Source organism: Ahrensia marina (assembly GCF_042140245.1).
GTDB lineage: Bacteria > Pseudomonadota > Alphaproteobacteria > Rhizobiales > MH13 > MH13.
This window is the reverse complement of sequence record NZ_CP159483.1, coordinates 2,501,937-2,528,773: the sequence shown is the minus strand read 5'-3', so window position 1 is coordinate 2,528,773 and position 26,837 is coordinate 2,501,937. Positions and strand designations below refer to the sequence as shown.

The window sequence follows — 26,837 nt, the reverse complement described above, 5'->3', positions numbered from 1 at the left end:
CGACCTGCGTTTGCAGAGGAACGGAGATTGCAGGTCTAAACTTGTGGTTAGGTGCCGACGAGGCGCAAGTTACCCTGCCCTCGCTTCTCTTCAATGTAAGCCATGATCTCGGCCTTACCGCCATCAGCGAGCCACTCCTTGGAAGTTGGCTTGTCGTATACGTACACTGAAACCGGGCCGTACAAGTCCTTCATCTTGACCGTGACACCCTTCTTGGCGTGGTAGCGACGAAGGCGATGAGTGATAAAACCGCCAAGGCCTCGTAGGCCCTTGCGATCCGAAACCCCAGCCATGTTACCGACCTCATAGGCAGTCACACCTCGAACAAGGCCATACTCTTGCTCGCCAATCTGTTGAGCAACGAGCGCGGGAACAACCTCGTGCAACGCCTTACCTACGACCGCCTTCATGACGCCACCGAATGCCTGCATAACCTTTGGATCGACATCGGTCACAAGCCCAGCATAGTCGTCTTTGACATCTGGATGGACAGCAACGCCCTTTGTCCAGAAATCATGCAAGGCTATCGCTGACTGCTCCTGGTAGCGCTCGACCTTCTCTTTGCGTTCTTTGTCTTTGATTTTGTTTGGGTTGATCGAGGCAAGCCAGAGCGGAAGTTTAGCAGCAGGGATAGAGAGCATTGCACGCTGCTTGCCATCTGCACCAACCGTACCGATACCGGTACAGTTGAATTTTCCGGCCTGCGATTGAAGCCGTTCGCGCTGACTGCCCCACGACATGCCAAGGGCATCAACAAGAGGCCGCATAGCGACCCATGGCTCACCTTCGTGTTCAAAGGTTGGTAGAAAATCACCGTCGAATTGAAAAGTGCGAACCTCTACAGCCTGTCCGAATTTGACCGAATTGGCTACCAAACCTTGCACTTGAGTGTGTTTTGTCATTTGTAATGACCTTCTGTCGGCTAGGCTCGCACGCCTAGCTGGCGAGTGGCGGGCGGAGAGGCAAAGGTACTCGCCAAAGTCTCAGTCTCTCCGTCCCGCTGACCGGTGGTGCGACACCGGGTTTTCGCCCTGCACGAGCGAATTACTTCAATTTATATGACTCTCTCGTGCTTGTATGGCATGATTGCTCCGCACCAGGATGAGAGCCGCAAATAGGCCAACTTATTGTTTTGTATGCTTTTTTCTGTGAACTCTTGTGGAAAGACTGTGGAACAGTCAGAGGGTTAGCAGTGCCCGCACGATCTGCGCGGCAAGCCGGACGTCAGTGGTTTGGCCCTCACCAAACTCAACAGGGTCATCGCCATAGCACCATTGAAGTGCCTTAGCTTTCACCCGTAGTCCGTGAAGCGTTCTGGCTGGGATGCCTTCGATCTGGTGAACAATCTCAAGCTCAATATCAGCGGCCTTTTCCCAAGCGCGATCTGCATCAAGGGTCTTCTCTTCCTGCGACTTGATGATCAGCACGCGTGCTTGAGCGCTTGCCATTTCAAGCCGGTCAGCCAGGATCAACAGCGCAGCGTCAGGATGTTCTTGTTCAAGAGCTTGGGCAGATGGCAGCGCGGGTGCGGCTAAGCTGATAGAAGCCAAGCCAGCAATTGCGCTTCGTCTGTCGATTCCAGATGTAGGTGTGCTATTGGCGGTATCAGCCATATCGATCTGCTCCATAGATCGGTTTCGGTTAGGGCTGAGGTGGAAGCTCCAACTTCCCCTCGGCCTGCAATTGTGCTAGCACGGTTAGATGAGCGGGTCAATGAGAAAAAAACCAGGACCAAAGCCGACCGGCAAGGGAACTCAAGTTGTGGTCCGTTGTCAGCCTGATCTCCTCGACGCCATCGACGCTGCCCAAGCTGATTTCGACAAAGCTTCCCGTCCCGAAACGATCCGCTTCATCATCAAGGAATGGCTCCAGTCTCAGAGGCGATTGCCGCTTGATCCCGACAAAGACTGACTCAACTCTCGACCTTTAACTGTCCACTTTCATGTTGGAGTGAAAGGGGACTTATATGACAGAAGGCGTATTGTGTATTCCATGTATGGGGTACGCGTTTCCGAACTATACCTATGACAATACTGGTGAAAAATCGACGTCGCAACTGGCAAAGAAAGGCGAAAATGTTTCAATCGGATCGCCAATTTTCCAATGGAAGTATCCAGTCTACAAGTCGAAAGCGCCTGAGCCGTTCAGGTTGCTAGGTTCGCTGCTGTTCGACAAGAACTGGGCTAAGACTACGTTGGCCAGTCCAGTCAACGGCCAGTTAATCGAAGCAAACTTCTATCAGTCCTTTTTTTCCAACGACATACCAACCACAGCGGAAGTCCTCGCGACAGTTGGTCCGAAGGAAGTCGGATCATTCAAGGAAATCGCCTGCTTTCTCGCTGTTAGCTCCTACACAGCCATTTACGTCTCAGACTTCTACGAGCCTTTCCGCAACGAAATCCATGACATGATACGAAGGGCACCTGAGCGAATGACTGACGGGCTCTCGGAAATTGCACAAGAAGAGTTTGCACCGATGCAAAAGGTGCTGTGCCCCTTCATTTCTCTTGAGGAATTCCAGAGTCGCATTTGACCCTGTATCGACCAAGTTTAGCATCGCTGGCGAGCGCGCTGCTGGACGGGGCATTGCGTTCACGACGACGCACCACATTCTTGGATCGAGGGACTTCAACAACCCGTTTAAATAGAAGGTGCTCCGGGCACTCGCGTGGGTTCGAATCCCTCCCTCAGGGGCCGCCACAGTCGGCATTGTTCATATTTGTCACGTGACAATCCGCAACTTATCGCCATATTAAGGGTCGAAGGGATAGCGTTCCCCACTGCCCCTAGGGGCGAAACTCGGAGACAAAGCCATGGACAAAGACATTCGTGTCGTCATCGTTCAAGATGGCGATCTCTATTTTGCACAGTGCCTTGAAGTGAACATTGCAGCGCAAGGTACAACGCGTGACGAAGCGATGGAGCGCCTACGCATTGCGTTCAATGCAGAGGCAAGAGAGCGCGGCGAGACCATCTTTGATCTCGGCCCAGCGCCGGAAGAATATGTTCGCATGTACGAGAGCGAGCCAACACGGCACCACCTCCAGGTAGCCTAACCATCTCAGTGACAACGCTTGGCGAATACATGCATTGGCTTCGCGACAACGGTGGCTCGTGCCGTTCAGGAATCGAAGCTGATCCCGTTCGCGGCATGGTTCCATGCACAAAGCTTATAGGCCCCTCAGGCAGGTTTGTTATCCACTCGGGTAACGATCAGTCTGAGGTGCTTTCGCCTCGCATGATCGAATATTTCGACAGCCGGCTTATGATGCTCTCACCCTTTCGGTCGCATGGCCGAAGCTAACGACGACTAGTCTAAGACAAGGCACTCATGCCCACGCTGATTTTCATCGTCGGCCTGCTGATCTTCGGCTTCTTCTACATCAGAGAGATAAGGGCCAAGAAGATTGGCTATACCCGCAAGACGCTCCGAGGCTTCAAAGATTTCGGTGTTTTCGGGTTGTATTTCTATGGGGCGATTGCAGCCCTGTTTGTCATGGCGCTTGTTGCCTGGCTTCTTGCTGGAAACATCGCAGGTCCCTGAAGCGTGAGTGAACAACGAAGGAGACTGAAGCTTCTCAGCGTGGGTTCGAATCCCACCCCTTGAAGCCAGTCCTGGGGCGGTGGACTCGGTTGCTACAACGGCAGCGCGCGGTTTCACTTTGCGGAAAGCGCAAGTTCACATGGCAATGCTTCTCCGGCAGTCTTGAGGTATTGAGAGGTTAGAAGCGGCCCCATCGAACGCAAGCCCCGTTGGTTCCTGTGATCCCAACAAGCTGAGGTATGTCAAAGAGTGGAGAAGGAAAATCTTCCTGGCATTCCATGGCGCCTCGCGCGATGGCAATTTCGGCCTGATCCTGCAGGTCTAAATCTCGGATAACAAGAGGCGGGTTACCTCGGTGGAACCAGCCACCGGTCAAATCGACCGCGTCTGTCGCAACGGCGCCTATCACCAAGCCCGACAGATTAACGTCGATCAACTTCAGATCGTTGATCACGTGCAGCCCAAGATGTCCGCCCGAAAGATCGCTAGAAGTAAGCGTCGCTCCGTCAAACCTCGACGATTGGAATGCTGTGTTCCGGAAATCGCACGCCACGCAATGCATGCCGTCAAATCGAGCGTTGATAAGCAACAATTCTGGCAAATTCAGGCCAACCAGTGACCGCGGACCGCGAAAGTCTATTCCGTCCAGTATCCTTGCGCAAACTGAGCCTTCGGTAAGTGGAACGCGGACACAACTGAGGTCTAAGCGATCCGTTCGTGCACCAGAAGCAAAAAGGGTGTTGATTGCATCGATCTTTGGATCCAGCGGCATCGATTCATCGTCTAGGATCTGCGCTATTCGTAGCCTGGAGGTGATCTGAAGTTCTCTAAGCGTGGCATCAGCAACCGGCCTGTCCACCAACTCTCTCTGATAGACTTCGTAGCCTATAGCCCCGACACCAATGACGACACCTAGGATTCCAACGATAATGGCTGCTAGCTCTGCTGCCTTGAACCAGTTCCGTTCATACCAGTGGGGCTTGGCGGGCGACTTACCTAATCCCATGTCCTCACGTATGCGCGCACGCCTAAGAGCTTTTGATCGTCTCATGTTGAAAAGCTAGCTGATCTGTAACTCTGATTGCCAGTCATTCTCTTGGATGGGATTTTGCAAGGGCCACCCGGTCAAGCGAAGGTCGGAAAGTCTCCTCGGCAGTTTGCCGCTAAGCCTGCCACCCATTGGCCAGACCCTAGCAAACGAACTTTCTGATCGGATATGCCAACCGCTCAGTCCTTCCCTACGCTACCGAGATGCCCTCGTAGGCCATTCCATATTGCGCTGCGAGATCCTGGACTTCCTCTAGATAGAAGAATTGTTGGACAATGTCGTCCAGTGCTTCCCACCAAAGAGCACGTTGCTGCGCATACTGGTCACCGCCCTTCCCAAACGCATCAATCGCTCGCCCAGCTGCCGATGCTATCTCCTCGACGACCTTCGGATTCTGGCCGTACAGGCCCCGGATGTCTTCAAGGCGACGCGACCAGCTTTCTACATGATCGAAACACTGCCTCTGTCCATAATGGTAGAGCGCACACGCCACAGCACCTGCAAGATCGGCTGCTATTTCTGTGTCATCCGGCAGCGCCTTGGACAAGTCCATCAGCTTGTCACCCCAAAACTCGACTGCTCGCGTTTGTTCAGCAACTCCATATTCATGAATCACAGTGCGAAGTGCCATCGCAACTTTCTTTGGCAACAAGGCATCGTCTCGCACGGCGGAAGTGAATGGAAGCAAACGCTCTGCCCATCGAGCTAGATCATCAAAGCGCTTCGCATTGCCGTAAGCTTTTGCAACCTCTCTAACGACGCTTACATACAGACGCTGCGCACTTGGACTTCCATCCTGTACATCTACGCTCGATTCCAGTTTAGAAACCCACCGCTCTAGGTCAGTGAACCGCTCCTCAGCGGCATAGGCACTTAGAGCGTAGGCGGTAGCCCCGATGACGCTTGTATCAAACCTAGTCTTATCCTTTGCATCACCGTGAATTTTCCAGAGAACCTCACCCCACCGTTCCACACCGGCAAAATCTTCGACTGCCCCGTACGCTTGTAGAGCGTTGACCGCCCCTACTGCGGCGTTCGATTGGCAGGCCTCACACCCACAGTCCTCAACCTTCTGCATGAGTCGGTCAGCCCAGCGTTCGGCGTCGTCAAAACGTTGGGCAAAACCGTAGTATCCCACGTTGTCTTGAGTAATCACTGTCTCAACATGCTGGATAACACCGCTATCGGGAAACGCCTCTTGAAGAGGCTTGAGAAGAGCTATCCATCGTTCAGATTCTTCGAATCTTCCCATTCTCCCGAGCAAGCCAGATGCGACGTGAATGATCGCCGCAAACATCTCTTGTATTGTCTCGTCCATTTCCCACTGAGAGCATAGAGCCTTTAAATGGGCGGCCCAACGCTCGAAGCCTTCCGGGTCCTGTTCCTTAGCGTAGTAGACGCAAACATCAAAAAACGCCGCCCCCACAGCGCGCGCCGCTTCGACGTTTTCACTCAAACCAGGCAACAAGCCAAAAAGCCTGTCTGTCGCTTCTGAAAAGAGGTCAAACTGACCGGTCGTGATGAACAAGCGCATCGCAGTGGCCTCAGCTTGCACGCCAACTCCTTGCAAGTTGCTGTCAAACGACCTTGCCTCAACCAACTGCCGAACCTCTTCAAGCGTATCCTCGAAGTCGTCCACACTGTCGGCGTTGAGTTCATGAGTGGATATGATCGCAGAGTTCAGTTGTTGCAGGAGGTCCTCGGCCTTTGCTTTCAGTTCTGAATGCCGATTGGGAAACAGCCGATCAAAGTCCAGCTGCATTTTGTGCCTAATCTCTTTTCGGCGGCCTTGCTGATTCCCTCTTCGCCAAAGGCTGGCAAGCCGTCTTTCAAAACCAGTGGCATTGATTGGGATTGCCTCACGGACCAAAGACATCAGGTCGGCATCGGTTCGCTCTTCGGCAAATTGCCAAACCAACTCATCTGCGAACACGTCAGGCACAATGGCCGGAAGGGTCTTTTTCAGGACGTTGCGGTCCTCACCTTCAAAAAGTTTCTCCAACCTCGTGATAGGAACTTCGGTGTCAGCTACGGTGCTGCGCTTTTCATGTGCCACCGGGCCAATCAAAGCGCCGAGAAAAAGGGCTCTTTGGTCTCGTTCTGTCTGGGCGTGGTCCAAACGCGTGGCAACTCGTCGGCTGATCTCTCGGGCGGCGTTCTTCCCAAGCAGAGCGTAAAGTGGACGACCGTCAGCATCTTTTGCTGCATCCAAGTCCAAATCTGGGGCCAGGACCAGCATTTCCTCATCAGGCATTCGCCTAAGCCGAAGGTGACCATGATAGCAATCGCTAAGCTTGTCCCTGAGCTCGTCTGATAGGCCACGTGGTACGGTGATCCTGCTCTGGTCAGTGAGCAAGACCCGAATTCGCTGTTCCTGGCTCATCAATGCGAACAGAACTTGCCAAAGGTCTTCGCGACGAGACGGCTCATCTATTAACACGGCAGTGTGTCTGCGGAACTTCGCACGCCTGATATCTGCTGCCGAAGCAGACACGTCCAGCAAGCCGACATCCCATCCTTGGGAGCGAAGGGTCTTCAGCCATTCAAGCCCAATACGCGTTTTGCCAACGCCTTCCCTGCCCCACAATGACATGAAGACAGGACGGATGCCGGCTCGTTTACCCGCAAATGCCATCAGATGCCGAAGTTCGTCTTCGCGGCCGACGTACGGAGTGTCTGGCGCAAAAGCATCACTACGTCTTGCGCCGTTAATCTCGAGCCGTGGATCCAATACATCTGGTGCTGACGGCCAAATGCGATCAACCAATGGGCAATTCCGTGGTGTACAAAGGACAACGCCAGCCTTTGCGGCTGCCACCATCCCTGCAGTTAGTGGAAGTGCCGGGCCTAGCAACCAATCGTGGGCAGCTTGAAACAGCCATCCTTGACCAGCCAAATCAGCCAAAGAGTTGATTGCCAAAACCGGCCAGCCAAGTGCGCCCTTGATAAGCTCTAGCGTAGCATCACTCGCCTGACCGAACGCGATCAGGATAGCTGATGCGAGTCCCACCACCGGAGCGACGACGGCAGATTTACCGACGGTTTCGCGATCTGATCGCACCTAAGACTAGCCCCGACGAATGCGTCACCCACCCATTAGCCTCCCACTGTATTGAAGAAACCGATAGTTAGTCCAGGCCTCTACAGTAACGTCTCAAGCAAGAAACAACCTGAACACCCGCAATGTTCCTTTATGCCGACGTACACGACGGCTTTTATCCAAGCTTTGACCGGAGCAGGCCGGGACTGAGCGGCGTGTCCAACACAACGCTGCGCTGGTCTTCGGGTGTGTTCATATAGTCGAGAAAGGCAGCGTCCATCTCGCGAATACTTCGGCGGAAAACATCGAACTCGTGATCAGCAACAAACCTGTCGGCCCACCACAGGATAGCGCTTTCGGGTATTGGGCCCGCACTCATCGCAGCTTGCCTTTCGGTTGATAGGCACCAAAAAGCTTCCAACCATTGATCAAACCCGGGCCATACATTGGGACGCTCACCCGCCAAGGAAAGCGTCACGGCCCGCGCTAGTTTTTTGCTGCCTCTCCCGTTGAGTCAGTCTTCCGAGATGCAAGATCAACACGAGCAGCGGCCGTCGTGACCGCTGTCTGAAATTCTGCCGTGTTCAGATTGGTCAGCCAAGCGCGCGCTGTGTCTTGATCATACGGTATAGGCTTGCCGTCTTCGTTGTCTTCAATGTTGTCCCAACCCAGAAGAACGACATCCGCTAGCGCATGACCAAGCGCGACGTAGGAGTCGGCAGCCGATAGATTGCCCTCCGCATCCCGTTTGTGAACTGGAACATCTCGCAAGCGTCGAGCATGTGCGTCGGCAAAGGCGGTCGTGTTCATCCCACGAACCTTGAGCCTTAAGTCCTCGCAATTGGGTAGGCCCTCAATCCATTGCCCATCTTCAGCAAGCTGCGCGTCACGCTGAACGTTTGAGAGTTTCATCAGTCACCTGTGGCCGCTGCTGTGAAGAGAAGGTTTGAATTGATCTCGATGGTGCTGGAAATCATCCGCACTGTGTTGGCGCCGCCGCCCTGCTTTGGCGCGCCCATCACCAAGCCAATGAACTCATCTCGCGATGGCGTGGGTGCTGAGCCACTGGCAGGCGCATCATCATACTCAATCTTGAAGGCGTAGTTGTCCCTGGTCGCCTCAGCAGCGATGAGCTGTGTTTGACCAGGGTCCGCATCCACGATGGCAAAATTGTTCTCCATAGAACCCGCGTTCCTGGTGCCTTTTTGCTTGATGTCTCTGCCCCGGTTGATGAGCTGTGTGGTGATTAGTTCTGCAGAGTCACCATAGGCGCCCATGGTCTCCCAGCCGTCGATCTCAACGTAGGTCACCCCTGAGAAGGTCGATGCAGTCACATCATCAGTTGGCAGCGGCACTGGTGCCGTGCTCATCCAAATTTTGGCTCCAGCAACGGGGTATAGATTGGACATGTCTGTCCCTCCTTATGGATAAACGATGTATGGGATCGACACCGGGACCTGCACCCAAACGCCATCTTGTAGGTTCTGTCCAATGGAAGGCTCTTCATCAATGCGGATCGTGACTGAGCCGCTGATGATTTTCGTTCCACGCGCAAAAGCATCTCGGACACTGGCAGCAACATCGCTGATCAAGATGATGCCGTTGCCCTCAGGCATGAACACCGAAGCCTGGAAAATGCCTCTGCGGATTGGTTCATCCCCAAACCGGATGCGGGGGTTCGTTGGTGTGTTTTTGAGAACAGAGAACCGTACGTACCCAGTTGTGTTGCCTTCGGGGCTGTACGGCACGTTTGGCCAAGCCTTTTCAAACCCTGTTGGCAGGGCTACGGTCGATGCCCTCGCCAACAAACCGTTAGCGATGACCGCCTCAATATGAGTTGCCATGAAAGGTGCCTTGATTGACCGAGTTAACCGATGAAGAGGTGCGACAACGGATCATTGCGGCACACGACGCTTTGGGCGCTGATAAAGGCGCAAGCACCCACGGAAACACGGCTCTAGAGGCCGCGCGTGGAGCACTATCCCGGTTGTTGATGTCCTATGAGCTTCTCATCGAGCGCCGCGAACGCGAGCAACAGCCTGGTCAACAGTAGCTTGCCACATCGCGGCCTCTAGTCGGACCATGCCAACTCCCGCACGACCGTTTGACCCGTATTCCACGTAGCCCGCGTAGTTGGCTGAGAACGTCAGATAGAGTGGGTTATTTCCATCCCACCCGGCAATTGCGAGTTCAAGACCCTCTGGTTGAAAAGCAGAGCCACCACCAGGATTTTGGTCGGTGAGAGCCTGCGGCTGATCCAAAGTGGCTCGCCAAGAGGCCTGCAAGAAGCCTGTAGCTCTTGGCGTGCGCATTAGCACTCCATCGAAGGCCATTTGAGCTGCCGTCTTCGCTACAGCCACCTGCCGCTCTTTAGTCTCTCTCACCCAATCTGAGACAGTTGCACTGAATGTTTGACGCGCCATCAGTTCGCCCGATAGTCAACGCGTACTCGCAAGTTACATCTGCAATTCACGATCTCTGATGCAGGCGCTTGCGGGTCACCGGGATAACGCAACCTTGCACCACGTGGGCTGACAAAGGCCTCGCCAAACTTGACGCTTTCCCCGTTTAAGGCGCGATGCGTATCACGGGTTCGCAAGTCCTTTGCCGCGTTCCAAACCAGTGTAACGTCTTGCCTACGCACCTTGCCGGTGTCGATGAGTTGTTCAATGGCCTGAAAACGGCCCATGTTGAGCGCTGAGAGCGTTTCTGTACGTGCGATGGTCTCACCACGCAGTTTTAAAAGTCTGTCGCTGTAGCGCCCCGTGAGCCGTTGTATTTGTGTTCGTGTTAGAGGCCTGCCCTCTCGTATAGCGTTGCGGATTGTTGCATCAAACCTTCGATCTCTCCTGTCGCGCCTCAGGTAGGAGCTGAACTCGCCGCCCTCTAGCTCTCGACGGGCGCTAGAAACGGCGCGTTCATCTTGTGCAGACAAGCCAATGATACCGCCCCTACGCCTCTGCGATCTACGCTCAATGCGTCCAACAACATCCAAAGCTGTTGCACGTGGGTTCTGCCCGCGTGAAAGCCCCTCTTCCAAGGACTGGCGTACAGCCTGCCGTTGATCCTCGACAATCGCAGTTATGCGCTGAGAAGAATACTCTCGTATGATGTGTTCAGCGCGAGGGTTGCGAGTACTGAAGCGGAAAACGAAACGATTGCCTTCCTGGTCTTCCAATCGACCCAAGTCAGCGATCTGAGCCGCTCCACCATCGGCGTAACCTTGTTCCAACGTCTCCTGAAACTCGCGGAAGGCTGCCTCTTCGACATAGAGGATATCAACTGCACCCTGAACATCACCACGCTCTAGAGCCCTTACGAGTTCATTAATCTGGGCCTGATCCTGGATCTCGCGAATACCGACAAAGAAGGCCTGCCGAACTCTTTCTGGAAATGCAGCAAGCAGTTCGTGGAGGGTCACTTTCTCACCTGCACTTTGTACATCAGCGCTTCGCCGCCCGGTGAGACAAACTCCACGTTGATGACCGCATAGGTTTTGCCGCTCATCTCTACTGTGTCTGCAGTGGACGGGATAAACGAACCCGCCTCCACCATCAGCTTGATATCGCCGCGCTGAATAAGAGTGCCGTCAATTTCATTTGTCGTGTACTTCCCGCGCAAGGCACGCAAATCATGGCGCGTCGGTTCACCTGGTGTTGGGTTCCAGGGATCGCCCGTCGCCTCGCCAGCGCGAATGAACGTGACGCGAAACTTGCGCTTACCGACCGACGTTGCCGCCTCATCCAAAGCACTAGCAATCTCAGCAGCAATCGCCTTACCGCTCATGCGACTATGACCACAGGTACGTCAGGAAGGATATAAGGCCGCAAGCGACCTTCGATCTTGGTAGACACGGGGAACTGATAGCCGTTCTCACCGCCAGTGTACTGCCAACGGATCGTGTCCACCTGAACCAAAACCTTGGCCTCTGCGGGCGTGTAAGTCTTGCCCCAGAAACCACCGTCGATGAGCACGACTGCGTCGTCTTCGACGGACAGTTCTGACAGCGCAGCCTCGTAGATCGCCTCGTCGACTGCATCAGGCAACGGGTCTTTGTGTTGCTTTTGAAACCGCCAGATGTACTCGTCGGTGATGTAGTCTGTTGCTCTCACCAAAGCAGCTTCAGCAACGGCGTCATCAGCATTAGTGGGGGCACTGTTACCCCGTGCGGTGTGATAGGCGCGGAACCCTGCAAGATCAGCCATTCCGCGCCCTCACCTATTCAGCCAGCTTGGCGTCAATGGCTTCCTGCAACGACTTCTGGGTCGCGCGGCCATCATAATCGATACCAAGCTCGTCAGCCTGGGCCTTGAGGTCAGCCAGTGGGTCTGCTTTCGCCGCACCCGCCTTGGTGATTTGCAGGCCAGCCGACCTGTAACGGTCCAGTTCAGTGTCAGACCAATCGGCCTCGACCTCGGCAGTCTTGCCAGGTTTGATGACCGTAAAACCACCCGCTTCGCGGACAGCCTTGCTCTTGAACGTAGGGTTTTTCACCTCAACCGTGTTCATGGCGCCCCTCCTATGTCAGCGTTGCGCGACGCAGCACACGAGGCTGCTGGCACATGTAGAGTGGGTAGGAATACATCTCGCCCTTGGTCCACATGTTGCGCTCACGATCCGGCACGTTGATGGAGTAGACCGACTGACCAGGCGTGTTGACGAACTGAAGAGCCTCAAGAGGTGAATAGGCCACCTTGAAGACATCACGCGCACCGACCGGGAAAAACTTCGCTTCCGTTGTTGGGATCGCCACTGTGGCGTTGTCATCGGTCCCGCGATAGTTGTGGAACGTGATACCGCCCACGCGGAAGCTTTCGAAGACCTGCCCTTGAGCCTCACGCAACGCGTTGGCTGCCTGCTGCTGAAGGTAGAACTTCTCGACATTCGGATGGGAGATCAGCGCGTCATAGAAGTCATCACCAGCCAAAGCGTGGATTGATGCGCCTGCCAACGAGCCCTTACCCGAGCGAGCCATGCTACGGGCAATGTTCTTACACAGCTTGTGTACGTCCGTTGTATCGACATCCAACTCAAAGCTCACGGCAGCCGGAATGGCTTCGTTGAACTCGGTGGAGTAGTCATAGATGACCGTCGAACCATCAGCATCGAGCAGAACGCCCTGAAGCGCACCCAGGCGGTGATGCTCGTGCGTCACCTCCATATCGTTACGCAGGCGGCCAAGACGGCGGCCATACTCGCGCTGCACGTTCATCAGCTCGGATTCTGAACCCGTGGCACGGATGCCATCCAATTCGTGAGCATAGAGCGTGAAGCGCTTGGCAAGACGTGTCGTGCGCAGATTGACCGCATCACGATCCTCGCCATCCAGCACATCAGGAGGAGCGCCGTCTGCCGATGTCGGGATGAGCGTCAGCCCGCCTTCTATCCGATCCACGAAGACGTTGCGTGTACGAACTGGTTCCGGCTCGAACAGGCTCAAGGAACCCAAGAGCTGAGGAACGTAGTCCATCTTCTCAACCATGCCCGACAAGGATGTCGCGCTGAAAGCCGAGTTATTGAAAATGTCCATGGTGGCCATGTGTCAGCCCTCCTTTCAGCGGACGATGATGCCAAGACCGGCAAGCGCGGCATTGGTCGTGGTGATTTGAGTGGCGTCAGCGCCATCCTCGTAAGTGAGGCCGGACTGGCGCACTTCCGCATCGCGGGCGACGTTGGTTGCATCAAAATCCACCGCCGATCCGGTGGTGTTCACAAGGTTGGCGAACAAGATGCCGGCTTCAGTCTGTGAGCCGTTAGACGCACCAGCATCATGGCGCACGAATTTGCCGGACGAGGTGATTTCGCCAAGTACCGTGCCTGCCTCAAGCGTGGTGTTGGCCGGGACCGTCACAACGACTTCGTTACGCGACCGCCAGTCGTTCGCTTCGGAAATCATGAACTCAGCTTTGCGAGCACCTTCAGTGATAATGGTCATGATCAGGCCTCCTTACGCATAGGGACAACATCGCCCCAGCCGTCGTTCAGTTTCTGTTTGGATGGTTGGGAGAGTGCATCCGCGACCGGGTCGGACTTCGAGACGTCTTCAGCCAGAACATCGAAGCGAGCCTCGATGTAGGCGTCAGAACGATCCTTGACGGCAGCATCTCCAAGTTTGGCCGAAACCACAGCCTTGCGGATGTCCGTGTCGGCAACGCCGTCCGTCTTCACGTCCTTGGCAATCTTGCGAGCTGCATCGAGCAGCGAAGCGCGTGCCTCAACTCTTGCGTCAAGATCATTGTCGGAAAGCTTGGATTTCTCCAGCTCTTCGATTTTCGCGTCTTTGGTCGCGATCTCTTTGTCTTTGGCATCGATGGCCGCTTTGTGGGCGGTTTCTGCGTCGGCAAGCGCCTTCGCTTGCGAGGTTTTGAAGGCCTCGATTGCAGCAATGTCAGAGGCATCGACCTTGACGGCCTTATCCCCCAACACCACCGTCTTCAGAGCATCTGACATGGTTTTCTCCTTGATGTCGCTCATGGTGATAGGGGCCGCGCCCCACTTGCCCGCACTGTCGCCAATGCGAAGCTCTGAACCGCCCCTCGCCCGATCCACGAGCGCCAAGTGGTTGATTGTGATTGGACCTGTCTGGACTGCCTGATAGGGCGTGCCGTCCGGCGCTACGCCCTCACGCTTCTCGATGTTCGTCGAGTAGCCCATGCTGATTTCACGGGTTCCCGCCTCGACTGCTTTGATCGCAGCGGCATCGCGAACCATGAAGGCAACGCGGACAGTCTGACCGTCGCGGACGATTTCATCCGCCACCTCGCCTACCGCGTGATCTTTCCAGTTCTCAGCGGTTACATCTTCGCTGGGATGACCAATGGTCACCGGTTTGCCTGCGTAGGTTGCTAGACTGTCCTGATTGAAGACCGCTTCTTCTGGTCGGTAGACCGTGATGGCATTCTCGTCTTCGAATCCAGCTTCGGCGCCCAACTCCTTGCCGAGATAGACTTGGCAGCCCGTGCGTGCGCACGCTGCTTCAGCCAATAGGTATCCGTCCCGCGAGATGCGGGTTGCCCCAAGCGGGGCGGTGTCAGTGAAGCGCATGGGTTAGTCCTCTGGCCGAAGAGCCGGGTCAGGATCGTCTTCGTCTTCACGGTCGCCCGCGAAATACTCATCGACATCGGCCTCAAGGCCGGGAGCGATCCCGCTTTCTGTCAGTGCATTGATCAACGCTTTGCCGAGCGGCTCTTCCGGAACCAAATCGGTCATCCGGTGGACACGTTCGAAGGCTGACGTCGTCTTGTCTGCGACCTCTGCGCGTTCTTTCGCACTTGGCTGCTGAAGCGGACGCCAGTTGTAGAAAACTTCGTCTGGGCGGGCTCCAAGAGCTGAGTGGATCAGACACTCGTCAAGGATCGCCATTGCGGGCTGCAGAGACCCGGTTTGGATACCCTTGACCATGTCGTAGTAGTTACTTGTGTCGGCTTCGCCTGTGGCGTTCATGCCCGCTGGGGCACGTCCAAAAAGGCGCGTGACGGGAATGTCTGATGCACCAGATACTGTGATCATGAACCGATCCCAGACGTCCGGGATACTCGCGAAGGATAGTGTTTTCTGCTGGTATTCTTCTTCCGCGTCGATCATCAACGCGCCGTTGATACCCTTCCCGGCCATCGCAAGGCGCCAACGATCTAACATGGCCTTCTCATACGCTGGGCCACCACTGCGCAGGCCTTCGGTAAAGCGCGGGACCTTCACCACATCCACCTTGGCCTCGTAGGTCAGGCTCAGGATGTTAGCTGCTACGCTATCGGTCGCTTTGACAGCATCGAGCGTCGTTTGCAGGACACTATCGCCCCAACCATCTGGGCGCATGTCGGGGTCAGGCAATGCGGCACCATCAAACACCACCAACCGCGATGGATGAACGAACACTCCGCCTTCAACCGTGTAGAGCGAGGGTTCACCGTACCCTGGTAGGAGGGTGTTATCCTGTGTTTCGTAAGCGCTTAGGCAATGTCGCGAAACGACAACCAGCGCCTCGATCCCAGCCGTTCTGATCGATGTTGGATCAAGTGGCTTCTCTGGGCTGCGGTCGCTTGTAGCAATGTAGATGGCCGCACCGCCGTACAGCCTAGCCAGGATCTGTGCCTGTCTGACCTTGGCCTGCACCCCCAGGCGTTTCTCTTCTGCTTCTATTTCGCTTATTTGGTCTGCTTGAGCCTGCCACTCTCGCCAGTCACGGACCGCATCTTGCGCCGGGATATCGACAATCTTTTTAGCCAGCCACGATGAGCGATAGGCGTCACGCAATTCCTTGGCATCTAGTTCTTGCCAGTTATAGCTTGCAGCAGACGCCTTATCTCGCGAACTGCCCAGCCCAGACACAAGGTTCCGCAGGCCGTCGAAAAGCGAAGTCAAAGGGCGCCAGCCCAGTCGTAGTGAAAACCACCTAGCATGTCGGCTATCGCATCCATGAGTGGGTCCACCTGGTCATCGAAGCCAGTTCCAAGGCCATCAAACATCTGCAACTCCACTTTCAGGGTTGGCAGGAAGTCCGCCTTGGCAGGCAAGTGAACAGCACCAGAGTTGATCCAAGGTGCCGCGTCCATGCCCCGCGTGTACTTGTCGTTGCTGCGAGGGACCGCGATGACGGGGATAAGGTCCAATCCCGGCCGCGCTGTGCTTAGGGACTGGATCAAGCCAGTGCCAGATGATTTGTCCTCAACCGCTAGACCGCGAACGTTCTTGTCTTTGTGCTTGGCCCAAAAGGCCCTCGCCGTGCTCTCCAGCGTTGGCGCTTCCCATTTGCCGCGAAGCTGATCGACTAGGTAGATCCCGCCAGACTTGGACTTGGCCCAAAGCTGAATGACGCTGAAGTCGTTGCGCTCTTTCGTCTTCTGCGCGGTATCAGCGTACATCTTGTAGTGATCGACGGGCGGCAGTTCGTTGTAGAACTGGAACCCGTCCATGTTGAACAACGCGCCTTCAACAGATGCGGGGCGTTGCCGATACTGGCTGTTGTAGGTGTACTCATCAGCCTTGAGCACCTCGATCTCATCCAGAGAGTGTTTTTCTGGCCAGAGCGCGCCTTCTGGTAGATCATGCTCGACCGGCTGGCCGTGCGTCCATTCCTTGGGGTAATCCGCCGCCCTATCGATGACGACTGGCAGGTCCAGATGATGCCACGTCTCACCAGTCCCACCCGTGAGCAAATGGCCCGCAAAGTCCTCTGTGTGAAGGCGCTGCATGATCACAATGATCGGCACACCTTCATGGGCCAGGCGCGATCTGAATGTGTTCGTTGCCCGATTGTTGACCGTCTGTCGTTTCATTGGCGAGAACGCATCGTCTGGCTTTAGAGGGTCATCAACGACCAGCGCGCCAGTGAACTTGTCCTTCTCCATCCGGCCAGCCCGAAAGCCCGTGATGGGGCCGCCTGCCGCCTTGGCAAGCATGCCCCCACCCTCAATGGTCTTCCAACGATCCTTGGCGCTGCTGTCTGAACGGATCGAAACAGCTTGCAGACCCTGAAACGCTTCGAGGTTGATCAGTTCCTTGATCTTGTCGCTGTTCTCTCGCGCCAGATCGTCGGAGAACGTTGCATGGATGAACCGACTTGCCGGGTTAACTTGAAAGCCCTTGGCAATGAAATTGACCACGGCAAGTTCGGTCTTGGTGTAACCGGGAGGCAAGGTGATCAGGAGACGGCTGATTTCACCTGCCAAAACTCTATCTAGCGTCGATCCAATAACGTGATGGTGCGGACCTTCAATGAAGTGCTGACCCTCACGATCAGCGAAGAAGTACCGAGCGAAGTCGAGCAGACCGCCTTCAGGTCTTAGTTTCCACTCCTGCACTGAGGCCAAGAACGCTTGGGTCGAGGCCAAGTCGTTTGGATTGCTCAATCAGGTCACCCTCTTTGGCAGGAACATCTTGTGTTTGAATGGGACCACCACCCTCGCCGGTATGCTCAATAGCCTTCAAATCGGGAATGACTTTATTGATCAACTTCACGGCCGCATTCACTTGGCTCGCGTCCATGATAGGATCGGGAGAAAGAGCGTGCTTCGTCAAACGGTTGATGAGCTGACTTGTCTTGATCTTTTCTTTGACTTCATCAGGGTGCCAAAGCTGTTTTCGTGCCGCCATTGTCACCCTCCGCACTGCGTTCCAATTGGTCCTTAGAAGGGGTTACTTACTCATGATTCAGAAATACAATTAGTCTTTCATATTCATTCGATGCCAAGCTCTCTTAATCAGTAACTTCGAGACTAACAGTGATCGCCCACATCGTAGCTGTTCATGGAACCTTTGCATCCGGACCCGTGCGAGGGGACCGGTGGTGGCAAAAGGGAAGTGGGTTCGAGCAAGAGGTACGGGAGAGGCTAATTGCAACGAATCCGAAAATAACGGAACTCAGTTGGACGCCGTTTCAATGGGATGGCCGAAACAGCGAAGGCTCACGAAGAGCAGCATCCGCACGATTAGCTACATTGCTCAGAGAGCTAAGCAAAAAAAAACAACCGCTCTTTCTAATCGGGCATAGCCATGGTGGTTCGATAATGGCGAAGGCGCTCGAAGTATTGGCACAACAGGGAGAGTCTCTTCCGGACTTGAAGCTTTGGATAACGGTTGGGACCCCGTTCCTGAAATTCACTCGGTCACGCCAGCTTTTTGCTCGCTCCAAAACGCTCGGGAAATTTCTGATGATGGCGGTTTTGACTGCTTACTATCTTTCAGTTTTGGCTCTCTTTGACCTCGGCGGCGTCACCCAATTTGACCAATGGCTTGATGATTTTTCGTATGACACGGCTCTCACGCTGGCGTTACTCGCTGGAATAGCAGTCGCACCGTTCGCCGCTCTGCGCGGAGTATCCATTGCTTGGGATTATTGGGCAAAAAGACATACATCGACGATTCTGCGCAACACGCAGATGGTTTTTGAGAGCAGGTTGATCCCGCTTTGGCATGCTGAGGATGAAGCAATCCAAGGCATTGGAATGGCAAATCGATCAACGCTCGAACTTTTCAAGCCAACATTTTTTTTGAATCTGTCATCGACACTGGGTTTGCTGCTGGTCCCCATCTTGCTGCTGGTATTGATTGGCCTGCCAATTACAGCCGATGAGGTCGACATCTGGTTTGGGGAAGAGCCACCGACAGGAATATTTTCTGATCTATTCAGAGCGGAGAATTGGTTTTTTCATTTGTTGGCCGACGCTCTGCCAAACCAACTGCGCAACATCGGCATAGATCTTGGCGGCGGACCCATCTGGACGGTGTTTTACCACATTCCGATCTATGCGACTTTTTTGGCAGGAGTGGGTCTACTGTTCTTACAAGTCACACGATTAGTCGTTGCGTTTAGCGCTCCACTGATCACCAAAGCCGGAAACTCGGTGACCAATGCAGCCGCCAAATCTCAAGCCGGAGGTGCTGATCTGCCAGGTTTGAGACTCGAAAATGTTGCCCCAGTTCCAAGTTGGGTGGCCAAGTCTTATGCGCCTCTACCGAAACACCTGTCGATCAAAATCAGTCATATCGCAGATCAATCGGCATCCAAGCTTGTCAGCCTTTTGCGAACGAGGCTCGGTTTAATAACCATCGCCGGGACTTCTCTACTCATCGACGGCGACGAATTCCCTTTGGACCTGACAACTGAGCTAATTCACACCGCTTACTTTGAGTGTGAAGAGTTCCGAGATCTAATTATCGCACGAATGAATGATGTGCTGGCTTAAGGCAGGGGCCGCCCTCCAAGATACGTCGTGTTTGCACCGTTTGGCTTTGTACCAGCGCTTATGGGGTTGTAGCGGGGCTGTGTCGTCACTCACAAAGGCACCCAATCTATTATGCCGCTCTCATGAAAGAGATGGCCCGTTGGCAGTGGAAGGCATAAGACGGAGGCATCGCATTCACCAGGCGTACAAGACAGTGATTTAGTGCAACGGACCGTCACTACGGTGCACGTGCAAAGGCAAACATCAATGATCCCAAACACCTTCACCGAGCGCGAACCATATGAGGCCGGTTTTGCTGACGTCTACGAACAAGAAATCTACCCCTATTTGGGCGATATCGAGAAGCAGCGCGCGTCCGCCAACGGCAAGGGATGGCTCTATGCCCTAGCAACAGTTGTAGGAGGCCTTTTGCTGGGAGCACTGCTGTCAGCAATGTTCGACAGCAATGGTCCCACAGTCGTGCTGGGAATAGTTTCGACCTTCGTGGTTGCGCCCATAGTCTACAAAGAAGTCACGCGCAATGTTAAGCTGGAGATGTACAACTTTCTGGGGCCAATTCTTAGCGACTTTCTAGGCGGGGCGAACATCGAGGCAAGCCCACAAAACGGTTACTTGAGCGAGTGGGACCGCATCGCAGCCTCGGGAATTCTCCCAAAATACAGATACATCGAAGCAGAAGAAGGCGTCACAGGCTCTTGGCGTGATGTGAACTACAGTGCCTGGGAGATGACGTTGGTATCCGGATCGGGCAAAAACCGCATCAATGTGTTCAAAGGTTTGGTCTTTCAGATCGACGTACCAACAGACATGCCTAAGACAGTCTTTCTCAAGGAGCGGGGTATGTTGACAGGCCTTGCTGAAGCCTTTTCTTCAGCGCGCCGGGGTATGGAGCGCCTGGAATTCCCGAACGCCAACTTTGAAAAGACCTATGAGGTGTACTCTGAGGACGTGGCGCTTGCCAAAGAGAAGCTTTCGCCCTCGATTGGCGAGGCCTTGCTAGAGATAGCGCGCGACCAGCTTGGAACGGAACGCTATGTCGGTGCTGCTTTTGAAGGGCACCACATGTTCATAGCGCTCACGCTGAAACATGATTTCTTGAACCTGGGTCGTACGTCAGCATCTTTGGTGAAGTTTGATGAAGTTTTGCACCAGCTGCTAGCAGATCTGGTGCTGCCAAGGCGCATCATTGACGCGCTGCTCAACTAGCTCAGTTCGAGGTTGTCGATTGACCAAGCCCACTGGGCACACGACGTAAACATGAAATACTGAAACGACTAATCAAATATTGATTTTCGCAAGTATTTTCAATAATTATATTTTGTGCAACGCTGAGATGTTTCTTTTGGAAAGGGTAAGGGAAATGTCTCAAGTCTACACAGTGCATAACGTCTGCTTTAGCATCTTAAAGTCCAACCCACCGCAACTCGTTGTTCATGCCAATGGCAATGTACGAACCTCTGGTTGGACAAAGCCTCGCCTAGAACCCCGCGTTTACATCGATTTTCCAGCCGATGGCATACAAGACTTCGACTTTGTTGCTGTACCGCCGACTGGTTGGGTACTTCAAGTCATCAGCAACATCTCCGGCGAAAGCGAACCCGGCCAGATTCCACCAGAGCTGAAGGGTGTTCGTGTCCACTCAGAAACAAATGAGCTGACTGTCATGCTTGATGACAGCTCTTGTTCTGTAGATTCTGACAACCCCACCATGTGATACGAATTGAGGCGCCCGGCGAACCAAGTACCGGATTGCCGGGCCAATAAATCAGCGCGCTTGGCTTTCCACCGTTTGGCTTTGTACCAGCGCTTATGGGGTGGCTGGCGCATCATCCACCCCATTTGATTGTAACGATGCCGGCGCCGCCGTCTCGTCTGTTAGCGTAACTGGCGTATCTGCTGGCGCAGTCTGGGCATTGAGCTCCAAGAACACCGGGTTGAGTTAGTGCTCAAGCGTCGCGCCGGTTGCCACATCAACGGCCGCGCCGTGGGCGATGCCCAACATGAGATTACCGGCCATACCCGTTACAAGTGATATTTTTTTGTCTTGACTACGACTCGCAATCGCTCGAATTTTGAACAATACTTGGTAGTGGGCAAGATGGTCGATTTTTGGGCTGAGTATGAAACTGTTTCAATCGGCACCAATTCTTGTCTCGTGCAGTTTGTTGTTTGCGAGTTGTAATCCGAACAGTGGCTCCGATGTTGGAGCGTCGACCTTTGACATTTCACCCCCGCAGTTATCGATCCCCGACACGTTGATTCTTCAGATAGCAGAACCGCCATCAAATGAAGTTTCGACAGTCACAATCGAACCCAGTGAAGACAGATCAATACCACCGTCTCCTTCGGTACCTCCCAACGCAATACGCCGGGCAGTTGCAGCCGCCGCCATCGTCGTTGCCAGCCTCAGCGAGGAAGAGCCACGGTCCGTTCCGCGCGAAACGGCTAGGTTGCCCGACAGCGATCAAGACAGAATACAGCTACCTTTTCAACGAATGGCAGCGGAACCCAATCCAGAGATTGAATGTGCTGTGCTGCACGGACGTATGATTTGTGGCTCGGTCGATGTTCAATCGGAGCCTGCAGCCTGCGACCTGTGTGACCAGATTGCTTCGTCAACTTTAGCCTTCACGGTTCCCGCCGAGATGATCATGAACCGCGCCGAGTTCTTCAACTTGGCACTTTCTCCCACGAACTCTTTGGTTTCAGCAGTAAGAGCGCTTCCCACCCAGGGTGATACGGTGACGATTGAGACCGCATCAGACGTTCCATACACTCTGCGAATGAAGGCGGAACTCTATGGACCTGCATTTGAGGTCAGCTCGAGTGATGGGGCACTAAAGACAGTCCTACCGGATCGGCCAACCGTATGGGAATGGACCGTTGAGCCAATTGAACACGGCGAAAGGCAGCTTTTGACGCTGGCAGTTTCGGCTATACTTCACTTGGATGGAGAGTCACTCCCGCCCAGTGCGCCAACAGTCTTTCAAACAACAATACCGGTAAGGGTTGAGTTTTGGGATCGCATCCAAGTCTTTTCGGCACGACTTAGTTTGGTCGAAACGGCTTTGTTTACAGCAGCGGCGATTGTTTTGGCCGTGGTGGGCTGGATAGCCAGCATTCGCGGCTGGAAGGGCCAAATACCACTACTACGACGGGGAAAGCACGCCAGTTCCCGACGTGCGCTTCCTGAGCCTCCCGACCAAATACTAGCTGCTTCTCAAGAGGTTCAGACGCCAGAAAGCGCCAACCGGATCAAATAGCCACAACTTGAACGCTCGTGAGACTGTACGATTGTCGATGCTTGCCAGCACATCAGAATATCCATGCTCCTAGAAGGTAACTGGACCCGACTGGCCCGTTTCATTGAAAGTGTTTTCACCCGTCAAGACTTCGGGAGAGACAGAGTGTCTATCTACTATCATTGCGCGCCTATCCCGCTTGCTCCTGGCAGTGTCATTTGCCCTGGAAACTTTGGACGGGTCATTCGCCAATACGAACCCAACTTCGGTAACTATCCCATGGCGTTCAGAGAGCGTGTACTCGAAGACGTCCGTGCAGCAGAGTTCCCTGAAAAGCCAAGTCGGTTAGCAGCAATCTTCTTACTGCCCTCGTATCCAGTGGCAGAGAAGTACCTGGAGGCTCCAGAACGTCGATCTCTCATCATGTATGAGGTTGAGACAATTCAGGAGCCGAAGCTGCTTCACGTCGGTGATTGGTTGATGGCCTTACCCGAGGACGATCAGGCCTATTTTGATGGCATGAGTGAGTTTGCTCGCCAGTATTGGCAGGGGCAAAGTCTTGACGTCTATCATCAAGAAATTCTCGTTGACGTACCTGTTCGCGTGTTGAGGGCGAGAACGGCAAATGCTTCACGCCTTCCCGGCATGTCTCTTTGAAGAAGATGCCATGGTCATGTGACCGAAGATCGTCCATCCCATCTCCTCATGAAAAAGCCCGCTGGGAGAACCGAGCGGACACATACGATCACCTCTTGAAGAGAGATACCGCCAAAGCGCCGATGCTCAGCGCTAACAACACGTAGAATACCCAAACAGCACCACCGGTAACCCAGAGCGCGATGAGCGAGATCAATCCCACACCTATGGCGGCAACATCAGTTCTCTGCATAAGCTGAAACAATTCGCTCTAAAGTGGCATGCCGTCCGCACGAACCCGAAGAGTTGTGCCTCTGTTTGGAGGCGCCATGAGCGCTTGCGTGGAATCAAAAAGGCCGACACTTAGCCGACCTGATTTTGGTGATTTGCGCTTTAGGCGCAAGTCTAATATGTTAAGCCCTTATCTCTCGTTTTGGTTCCGGGGTCAACCCCCAATGTTCAGCAAGCATGCGAAGGTTCTTTTTGATGATGAAGTTCATGTACCGCAGGCCGGTTTGCTTGCGGTAATCTCCAAGCATGCGGGCGCACTGTTCTTTGCTGACATCATCGAGAACGAAAGACAGGAACGGCATGACACCGCGACCATGGATGACCTTACAAGCCTCATAGTAAGCGTCTGAGTGGTCTTGTTGTGAAAGGCCCTGTGGGCCGCCCTGCCCCATAGAGTCCACACGCTCCAAGCACATCGGCTTTGGGTGTCCGTCCATCTTCCCATAGTGACGGTGCAATGCCAGTTTCAGCCCAGCGGCCAGTTGCGCTTGATCTAGTCCTCCATTGAGGTGCATGCGCTCTAGCTTACTTATGGCCTTGGCGCGTTTCTCTGACTTCCCCACGCCGGATATGCGCACCTCGCCCTGCCTGCGCCTCTCTGGCGTTCCGAGGTCTGCACGGACAGGCTGTTGCTTGGCTGGTTTGGTCATGGTGAGAGCCAATCGAAGTAAGCCAGAAAGCCGGTGAAATCATCGATTGCCAATACGGCCAGCATCGCGCCGAGCAGTCCAACGCACCACCAAACAAGTAGCATTAGCTTTGTTTCCGCGTCGGGGCTCTCGACCTTTGCCAATTGCTTGAATTGGACCCACGACAACACAACGAGAACCGAACCGCCAATCAACATCAGGTAATCCACAGACTAGCCCCTCCACTCAGCTTGAAACGGGATATCATCATCCATCCCCCCACCACTCATAGCGGCATTGGAGCCGTTGGAAGCGGCGGATTGTTGGCTGTCGCGCTCTTGAGGCTTCTGAATGACGAAGCGAACCGATCCCTCATGGTCGGGGATTGGCATCACGTCGAAATAGACGTTGAGCTGTCCTTTATCGTTTTTCTTGGCATAGCCTAGGCGGTTCGGACGCCATTTGCCGTCACGCTCTTTGAACTGAACGACTTCAAGATAATCAGCCATCTATCCGGCCTCCCTTGTGGTGTTGGTGTTGAGAATGTGAGCTGCAATCTTGGCCTCACGGTCGCGCATGGCCTTGACCATGGCTTGGACGGCAGGGGCAGCCTTCAGCGGTTGAACCTCGCCATCAGGCCCTACCCACTCGCCCCGCAAAACGTCTTCCTGCTTTGCCCAGAGTTGCGAAGCTTCTGCCTTGAGGCGCTGCTCATCCTCAGGAAAAGGCAGCTCTCCATGCTCTTCCAGCCAATGGAAAAGTTGCAGTGCCCAGCCGTTCTGAGCAGCATCGATGGCCATGGGTCCAGTGAGCCTTGAGAAGCAGTGCTTGTAATCGAACTTGCTCCTGTCGCGCTTTTCTGGACGCTCAGCCTGTGGCTTAGGTTCCTCGGCTGGGAAGTGCCCGCAACGCTCGGCAACGTCTGCCGGTGATGGCCAGTTCTTGTATTTCCACGAAGCCTTGATGTCGCTCAGGGCTCGCTCGATCTGGTAGACCGTGAAACGCTCCAGAACCTCGAAATAGACCTGGAAATAGGCCGGAGGATTTGGGTGCTTCAATTCCCCCAAGAAGTCCTCAAGGGGCTTGATCAACGTGGAAGTGATTTCAATTTGGGTGGCCATTGGCGGCCTCTTCTTCAAGCTGGCGTAGCATTCGGTCGGCGTCGGATTCGCTTGGAGGTGGATCGCTAGCCCCAACCTTGGGCAGGTCGGACCAATCAGGTCGCCACGCTTGCCATCCTCGCTCCATCCACTCATCAGCAGCAGCATTGGGGTCTTGGGCTTTGGAAAGGGTCTGGACGATTAGGTCTGCGATGTGCGGAGTGATCGGAGACTTTTTGTTGCGCCGATGGGCTATCAGGGCTTTGGCCCTGTCTTCCGTGACAACCTTGGAAAGGGTTTCGATAATCAGAGCGCGCTCGCCGCGCGGCTTCTTTTCCTCTTCCCCCTTCTCCTCCATCTTATCTCCTCCATCCTCCATCTGCGGCGGGATTTCGGAAGCATTGGGGGAATGGTTCGGAACTGGTTCGGAACTCACTGGCTCTAAGCCGACGTAAGTTCGCAACCGATCCGGAAGCACTTCGGAACTGTTTGGCTTTTTAGGGCGCTGAAACTTGCGGAAGTTCCGGATCGCCCCGTAATCTTTCCCGTGACACTCAAAGCGTGTGATGAAACCGTGCTGTTCCAGCTCGCTCAAAAGTTCGGGGACATCAATGTTAGCCGCAGGACGGACCCGCGCTTTTATGCCGTTGGGCTTCCATGCGAACACGCCGTCATCATGCGCTTCGGTCCATAGGCCGATCAGCAAAAGTGCGGCCTCTGACGACAACTCCATAAAGTCATCATCGGTGAACAGAGACGGGTGAACAGATCGAATGCGGGCCATCTACCCCTCCCCTAGAGAGGCGCGGAGCGAGACACCGGCAAAGTTCAACGTGTCTTGAACGTCCTCTATGGAGCGACAGACAGTAGCGTGAGCGCCCATACGCTGGAAACGGTCTAGCCAGTCTTCCTGTGCTTCTGTGGTGCGACCCTTGGCTGATTTAAGCTCAATGACGATGAGATTGACGCCTGGCTCATTATCGCCTGTCGGACCAACAACCATCATGTCAGGAAGGCCAGCTTTGACGCCCAATGCCTTCAACCGTTTTTGCGCTTGAACAGTCGGCGCATTCTGGTGGTTGTGCCAATAGGCCCAGCCATGCGGTAAAGCACGGTCGAGGTATTGACATACACTGCGCTGAAGGACGGCTTCAGGCTTACCCATGGGGAGCCTCCGCGAACTTGTTGCAAGAGAACTCACCACCACTGAAGGTGACGCGTTTGCCTTTCGGCGTGAGAGGCATGGATAGGACGCATGTGCCACGCTTGGGTGGCTGGCCTTCATAGTCAGGTCGCTTGCCGGTCCAATGTTTGCACTCGTGGCAATAGGTTCCGGGCGGACCTGTGAAGGTAAAATGCGCCATGCCTTTCACTGCTCGCACACTCATTCTGCAAGCTCATAGGTTTGGGTCATGCCAGGAAAGAGGGCGTCACCGACGGGGACAACGAACCCGCCGTCAATCAGCTTCTGAGCGCTAAGTTTGTGCGCTGTGTACCCACCAGGCTCGATAAAGAACCGGCGTTGAAGTTTCTCTTTTCCTCTCCCGAAGGTGGTCGTTCAACGCACAGGCGGCGTCCCTTAAGGCGCTCCAGTAGCTTCTCGTCACGATTGGTAAGATCGAC

The 26,837-nt window shown here is 54.4% G+C and carries 33 protein-coding genes; 10 read left to right on the top strand and 23 right to left on the bottom strand.

What is annotated here, in order from left to right:
• Positions 1–47: 47 nt before the first annotated feature.
• Positions 48–902, bottom strand: a complete 855-nt coding sequence (locus tag ABWH92_RS12405) for a phage antirepressor N-terminal domain-containing protein (RefSeq protein ID WP_375568793.1) — start codon at positions 900–902, stop codon at positions 48–50.
• A 276-nt stretch (positions 903–1,178) separates the two neighbouring features.
• Positions 1,179–1,613, bottom strand: a complete 435-nt coding sequence (locus ABWH92_RS12400; protein WP_375568791.1) for a hypothetical protein — start codon at positions 1,611–1,613, stop codon at positions 1,179–1,181.
• A 100-nt stretch (positions 1,614–1,713) separates the two neighbouring features.
• Between ABWH92_RS12400 and ABWH92_RS12395 the strand changes: the two genes are divergently transcribed.
• From ABWH92_RS12395 to ABWH92_RS12380, 4 genes are all read left to right on the top strand, one after another.
• Positions 1,714–1,911, top strand: a complete 198-nt coding sequence (locus ABWH92_RS12395; protein ID WP_375568789.1) for a hypothetical protein — start codon at positions 1,714–1,716, stop codon at positions 1,909–1,911.
• Positions 1,912–1,966: 55 nt separating this feature from the next.
• A complete protein-coding gene (locus tag ABWH92_RS12390; protein ID WP_375568787.1) occupies positions 1,967–2,533 on the top strand; it encodes a hypothetical protein in 567 nt (188 codons plus the stop codon).
• A 280-nt stretch (positions 2,534–2,813) separates the two neighbouring features.
• Entirely contained in the window at positions 2,814–3,056 is a 243-nt protein-coding gene (locus ABWH92_RS12385; RefSeq protein WP_375568786.1) for a hypothetical protein, read from the top strand.
• 275 nt (positions 3,057–3,331) lie between these two features.
• Positions 3,332–3,544, top strand: coding sequence for a hypothetical protein (locus ABWH92_RS12380; RefSeq protein ID WP_375568784.1), 213 nt, complete (start codon positions 3,332–3,334; stop codon positions 3,542–3,544).
• A 178-nt stretch (positions 3,545–3,722) separates the two neighbouring features.
• Here ABWH92_RS12380 and ABWH92_RS12375 read toward each other — a convergent pair whose 3' ends face one another.
• The 6 genes from ABWH92_RS12375 to ABWH92_RS12350 form a co-directional block, all read right to left on the bottom strand.
• Positions 3,723–4,550, bottom strand: coding sequence for a pentapeptide repeat-containing protein (locus ABWH92_RS12375; RefSeq protein ID WP_375568782.1), 828 nt, complete (start codon positions 4,548–4,550; stop codon positions 3,723–3,725).
• Positions 4,551–4,782: 232 nt separating this feature from the next.
• Entirely contained in the window at positions 4,783–7,653 is a 2,871-nt protein-coding gene (locus ABWH92_RS12370; protein ID WP_375568780.1) for an ATP-binding protein, read from the bottom strand.
• Positions 7,654–7,807: 154 nt separating this feature from the next.
• Positions 7,808–8,011 (bottom strand): hypothetical protein, encoded by a 204-nt coding sequence (locus ABWH92_RS12365; RefSeq protein WP_375568778.1) that lies wholly within the window; start codon positions 8,009–8,011, stop codon positions 7,808–7,810.
• Between the two features lie 107 nt (positions 8,012–8,118).
• A complete protein-coding gene (locus ABWH92_RS12360; protein ID WP_375568777.1) occupies positions 8,119–8,544 on the bottom strand; it encodes a hypothetical protein in 426 nt (141 codons plus the stop codon).
• On the bottom strand, positions 8,544–9,041 hold the full coding sequence (locus ABWH92_RS12355; RefSeq protein WP_375568775.1) for a hypothetical protein: 498 nt from the start codon (positions 9,039–9,041) through the stop codon (positions 8,544–8,546). The genes ABWH92_RS12360 and ABWH92_RS12355 overlap by 1 nt, the downstream gene beginning before the upstream one ends.
• A gap of 12 nt (positions 9,042–9,053) precedes the next feature.
• Positions 9,054–9,476 carry a phage tail terminator-like protein gene (locus ABWH92_RS12350; RefSeq protein WP_375568773.1) on the bottom strand — a complete coding sequence of 141 codons (423 nt, stop codon included), beginning with the start codon at positions 9,474–9,476 and terminating at the stop codon, positions 9,054–9,056.
• 14 nt (positions 9,477–9,490) lie between these two features.
• On the opposite strand from ABWH92_RS12350, the gene ABWH92_RS12345 reads away from it, so the two are divergent.
• Positions 9,491–9,685: a hypothetical protein gene (locus ABWH92_RS12345; protein WP_375568771.1), complete on the top strand. Its 195-nt coding sequence runs from the start codon at positions 9,491–9,493 to the stop codon at positions 9,683–9,685.
• A 369-nt stretch (positions 9,686–10,054) separates the two neighbouring features.
• Here ABWH92_RS12345 and ABWH92_RS12340 read toward each other — a convergent pair whose 3' ends face one another.
• The 10 genes from ABWH92_RS12340 to ABWH92_RS12295 are packed head-to-tail and all read right to left on the bottom strand — an operon-like array spanning position 10,055 to position 17,724.
• Positions 10,055–11,053 (bottom strand): phage minor head protein, encoded by a 999-nt coding sequence (locus ABWH92_RS12340; RefSeq protein WP_375568769.1) that lies wholly within the window; start codon positions 11,051–11,053, stop codon positions 10,055–10,057.
• Complete coding sequence (locus ABWH92_RS12335) at positions 11,050–11,418, bottom strand: hypothetical protein (protein WP_375568767.1); 369 nt, start codon at positions 11,416–11,418, stop codon at positions 11,050–11,052. Before ABWH92_RS12335 ends, ABWH92_RS12340 begins: the two co-directional genes overlap by 4 nt.
• Entirely contained in the window at positions 11,415–11,837 is a 423-nt protein-coding gene (locus ABWH92_RS12330) for a DnaT-like ssDNA-binding protein (RefSeq protein ID WP_375568765.1), read from the bottom strand. The genes ABWH92_RS12335 and ABWH92_RS12330 overlap by 4 nt, the downstream gene beginning before the upstream one ends.
• Before the next feature lie 13 nt (positions 11,838–11,850).
• Complete coding sequence (locus ABWH92_RS12325) at positions 11,851–12,141, bottom strand: hypothetical protein (RefSeq protein WP_375568763.1); 291 nt, start codon at positions 12,139–12,141, stop codon at positions 11,851–11,853.
• 10 nt (positions 12,142–12,151) lie between these two features.
• Positions 12,152–13,171 (bottom strand): major capsid protein, encoded by a 1,020-nt coding sequence (locus tag ABWH92_RS12320; RefSeq protein ID WP_375568762.1) that lies wholly within the window; start codon positions 13,169–13,171, stop codon positions 12,152–12,154.
• A gap of 15 nt (positions 13,172–13,186) precedes the next feature.
• Positions 13,187–13,567, bottom strand: coding sequence for a head decoration protein (locus ABWH92_RS12315; protein WP_375568760.1), 381 nt, complete (start codon positions 13,565–13,567; stop codon positions 13,187–13,189).
• 2 nt (positions 13,568–13,569) lie between these two features.
• On the bottom strand, positions 13,570–14,676 hold the full coding sequence (locus tag ABWH92_RS12310) for a DUF2213 domain-containing protein (RefSeq protein ID WP_375568758.1): 1,107 nt from the start codon (positions 14,674–14,676) through the stop codon (positions 13,570–13,572).
• 3 nt (positions 14,677–14,679) lie between these two features.
• The gene (locus tag ABWH92_RS12305; RefSeq protein WP_375568756.1) at positions 14,680–15,993 is read right to left on the bottom strand and encodes a DUF1073 domain-containing protein; all 1,314 of its coding nucleotides are present in this window, start codon (positions 15,991–15,993) and stop codon (positions 14,680–14,682) included.
• On the bottom strand, positions 15,990–17,480 hold the full coding sequence (gene terL / locus ABWH92_RS12300) for a phage terminase large subunit (protein WP_375568754.1): 1,491 nt from the start codon (positions 17,478–17,480) through the stop codon (positions 15,990–15,992). Before terL ends, ABWH92_RS12305 begins: the two co-directional genes overlap by 4 nt.
• Entirely contained in the window at positions 17,407–17,724 is a 318-nt protein-coding gene (locus ABWH92_RS12295; protein WP_375568752.1) for a hypothetical protein, read from the bottom strand. The genes terL and ABWH92_RS12295 overlap by 74 nt, the downstream gene beginning before the upstream one ends.
• Positions 17,725–18,137: 413 nt before the next feature.
• On the opposite strand from ABWH92_RS12295, the gene ABWH92_RS12290 reads away from it, so the two are divergent.
• From ABWH92_RS12290 to ABWH92_RS12270, 5 genes are all read left to right on the top strand, one after another.
• Entirely contained in the window at positions 18,138–19,316 is a 1,179-nt protein-coding gene (locus tag ABWH92_RS12290) for a hypothetical protein (RefSeq protein WP_375568751.1), read from the top strand.
• Positions 19,317–19,562: 246 nt separating this feature from the next.
• Entirely contained in the window at positions 19,563–20,522 is a 960-nt protein-coding gene (locus ABWH92_RS12285) for a DUF3137 domain-containing protein (protein ID WP_375568750.1), read from the top strand.
• A gap of 154 nt (positions 20,523–20,676) precedes the next feature.
• A complete protein-coding gene (locus tag ABWH92_RS12280; RefSeq protein ID WP_375568748.1) occupies positions 20,677–21,030 on the top strand; it encodes a hypothetical protein in 354 nt (117 codons plus the stop codon).
• A 406-nt stretch (positions 21,031–21,436) separates the two neighbouring features.
• Entirely contained in the window at positions 21,437–22,579 is a 1,143-nt protein-coding gene (locus ABWH92_RS12275) for a hypothetical protein (protein WP_375568746.1), read from the top strand.
• Between the two features lie 144 nt (positions 22,580–22,723).
• Positions 22,724–23,215 (top strand): DUF2441 domain-containing protein, encoded by a 492-nt coding sequence (locus ABWH92_RS12270; protein ID WP_375568745.1) that lies wholly within the window; start codon positions 22,724–22,726, stop codon positions 23,213–23,215.
• Between the two features lie 392 nt (positions 23,216–23,607).
• Here the strand turns inward: ABWH92_RS12270 and ABWH92_RS12265 are convergent, their stop codons facing one another.
• From ABWH92_RS12265 to ABWH92_RS12245, 5 genes are all read right to left on the bottom strand, one after another.
• Positions 23,608–24,135 (bottom strand): hypothetical protein, encoded by a 528-nt coding sequence (locus tag ABWH92_RS12265; protein WP_375568743.1) that lies wholly within the window; start codon positions 24,133–24,135, stop codon positions 23,608–23,610.
• 212 nt (positions 24,136–24,347) lie between these two features.
• Positions 24,348–24,623 (bottom strand): hypothetical protein, encoded by a 276-nt coding sequence (locus ABWH92_RS12260; RefSeq protein WP_375568741.1) that lies wholly within the window; start codon positions 24,621–24,623, stop codon positions 24,348–24,350.
• On the bottom strand, positions 24,624–25,235 hold the full coding sequence (locus ABWH92_RS12255) for a hypothetical protein (protein ID WP_375568739.1): 612 nt from the start codon (positions 25,233–25,235) through the stop codon (positions 24,624–24,626).
• Entirely contained in the window at positions 25,219–25,998 is a 780-nt protein-coding gene (locus ABWH92_RS12250; RefSeq protein ID WP_375568737.1) for a hypothetical protein, read from the bottom strand. Before ABWH92_RS12250 ends, ABWH92_RS12255 begins: the two co-directional genes overlap by 17 nt.
• Positions 25,999–26,379, bottom strand: a complete 381-nt coding sequence (locus ABWH92_RS12245; RefSeq protein WP_375568736.1) for a VRR-NUC domain-containing protein — start codon at positions 26,377–26,379, stop codon at positions 25,999–26,001.
• Positions 26,380–26,837: the final 458 nt, after the last annotated feature.

Excerpts from the sequence above, each read along its gene's own strand:
- ABWH92_RS12405 (WP_375568793.1), bottom strand. The coding sequence starts at position 902 with ATGACAAAACACACTCAAGTGCAAGGTTTGGTAGCCAATTCGGTCAAA.
- ABWH92_RS12400 (WP_375568791.1), bottom strand. The coding sequence starts at position 1,613 with ATGGCTGATACCGCCAATAGCACACCTACATCTGGAATCGACAGACGA.
- ABWH92_RS12395 (WP_375568789.1), top strand. The coding sequence starts at position 1,714 with ATGAGAAAAAAACCAGGACCAAAGCCGACCGGCAAGGGAACTCAAGTT.
- ABWH92_RS12390 (WP_375568787.1), top strand. The coding sequence starts at position 1,967 with ATGACAGAAGGCGTATTGTGTATTCCATGTATGGGGTACGCGTTTCCG.
- ABWH92_RS12385 (WP_375568786.1), top strand. The coding sequence starts at position 2,814 with ATGGACAAAGACATTCGTGTCGTCATCGTTCAAGATGGCGATCTCTAT.
- ABWH92_RS12380 (WP_375568784.1), top strand. The coding sequence starts at position 3,332 with ATGCCCACGCTGATTTTCATCGTCGGCCTGCTGATCTTCGGCTTCTTC.
- ABWH92_RS12375 (WP_375568782.1), bottom strand. The coding sequence starts at position 4,550 with ATGGGATTAGGTAAGTCGCCCGCCAAGCCCCACTGGTATGAACGGAAC.
- ABWH92_RS12365 (WP_375568778.1), bottom strand. The coding sequence starts at position 8,011 with ATGAGTGCGGGCCCAATACCCGAAAGCGCTATCCTGTGGTGGGCCGAC.
- ABWH92_RS12360 (WP_375568777.1), bottom strand. The coding sequence starts at position 8,544 with ATGAAACTCTCAAACGTTCAGCGTGACGCGCAGCTTGCTGAAGATGGG.
- ABWH92_RS12355 (WP_375568775.1), bottom strand. The coding sequence starts at position 9,041 with ATGTCCAATCTATACCCCGTTGCTGGAGCCAAAATTTGGATGAGCACG.
- ABWH92_RS12350 (WP_375568773.1), bottom strand. The coding sequence starts at position 9,476 with ATGGCAACTCATATTGAGGCGGTCATCGCTAACGGTTTGTTGGCGAGG.
- ABWH92_RS12335 (WP_375568767.1), bottom strand. The coding sequence starts at position 11,418 with ATGAGCGGTAAGGCGATTGCTGCTGAGATTGCTAGTGCTTTGGATGAG.
- ABWH92_RS12330 (WP_375568765.1), bottom strand. The coding sequence starts at position 11,837 with ATGGCTGATCTTGCAGGGTTCCGCGCCTATCACACCGCACGGGGTAAC.
- ABWH92_RS12325 (WP_375568763.1), bottom strand. The coding sequence starts at position 12,141 with ATGAACACGGTTGAGGTGAAAAACCCTACGTTCAAGAGCAAGGCTGTC.
- ABWH92_RS12320 (WP_375568762.1), bottom strand. The coding sequence starts at position 13,171 with ATGGCCACCATGGACATTTTCAATAACTCGGCTTTCAGCGCGACATCC.
- ABWH92_RS12315 (WP_375568760.1), bottom strand. The coding sequence starts at position 13,567 with ATGACCATTATCACTGAAGGTGCTCGCAAAGCTGAGTTCATGATTTCC.
- ABWH92_RS12310 (WP_375568758.1), bottom strand. The coding sequence starts at position 14,676 with ATGCGCTTCACTGACACCGCCCCGCTTGGGGCAACCCGCATCTCGCGG.
- ABWH92_RS12295 (WP_375568752.1), bottom strand. The coding sequence starts at position 17,724 with ATGGCGGCACGAAAACAGCTTTGGCACCCTGATGAAGTCAAAGAAAAG.
- ABWH92_RS12290 (WP_375568751.1), top strand. The coding sequence starts at position 18,138 with ATGGCGAAGGCGCTCGAAGTATTGGCACAACAGGGAGAGTCTCTTCCG.
- ABWH92_RS12285 (WP_375568750.1), top strand. The coding sequence starts at position 19,563 with ATGATCCCAAACACCTTCACCGAGCGCGAACCATATGAGGCCGGTTTT.
- ABWH92_RS12280 (WP_375568748.1), top strand. The coding sequence starts at position 20,677 with ATGTCTCAAGTCTACACAGTGCATAACGTCTGCTTTAGCATCTTAAAG.
- ABWH92_RS12275 (WP_375568746.1), top strand. The coding sequence starts at position 21,437 with ATGAAACTGTTTCAATCGGCACCAATTCTTGTCTCGTGCAGTTTGTTG.
- ABWH92_RS12265 (WP_375568743.1), bottom strand. The coding sequence starts at position 24,135 with ATGACCAAACCAGCCAAGCAACAGCCTGTCCGTGCAGACCTCGGAACG.
- ABWH92_RS12260 (WP_375568741.1), bottom strand. The coding sequence starts at position 24,623 with ATGGCTGATTATCTTGAAGTCGTTCAGTTCAAAGAGCGTGACGGCAAA.
- ABWH92_RS12255 (WP_375568739.1), bottom strand. The coding sequence starts at position 25,235 with ATGGCCACCCAAATTGAAATCACTTCCACGTTGATCAAGCCCCTTGAG.
- ABWH92_RS12250 (WP_375568737.1), bottom strand. The coding sequence starts at position 25,998 with ATGGCCCGCATTCGATCTGTTCACCCGTCTCTGTTCACCGATGATGAC.
- ABWH92_RS12245 (WP_375568736.1), bottom strand. The coding sequence starts at position 26,379 with ATGGGTAAGCCTGAAGCCGTCCTTCAGCGCAGTGTATGTCAATACCTC.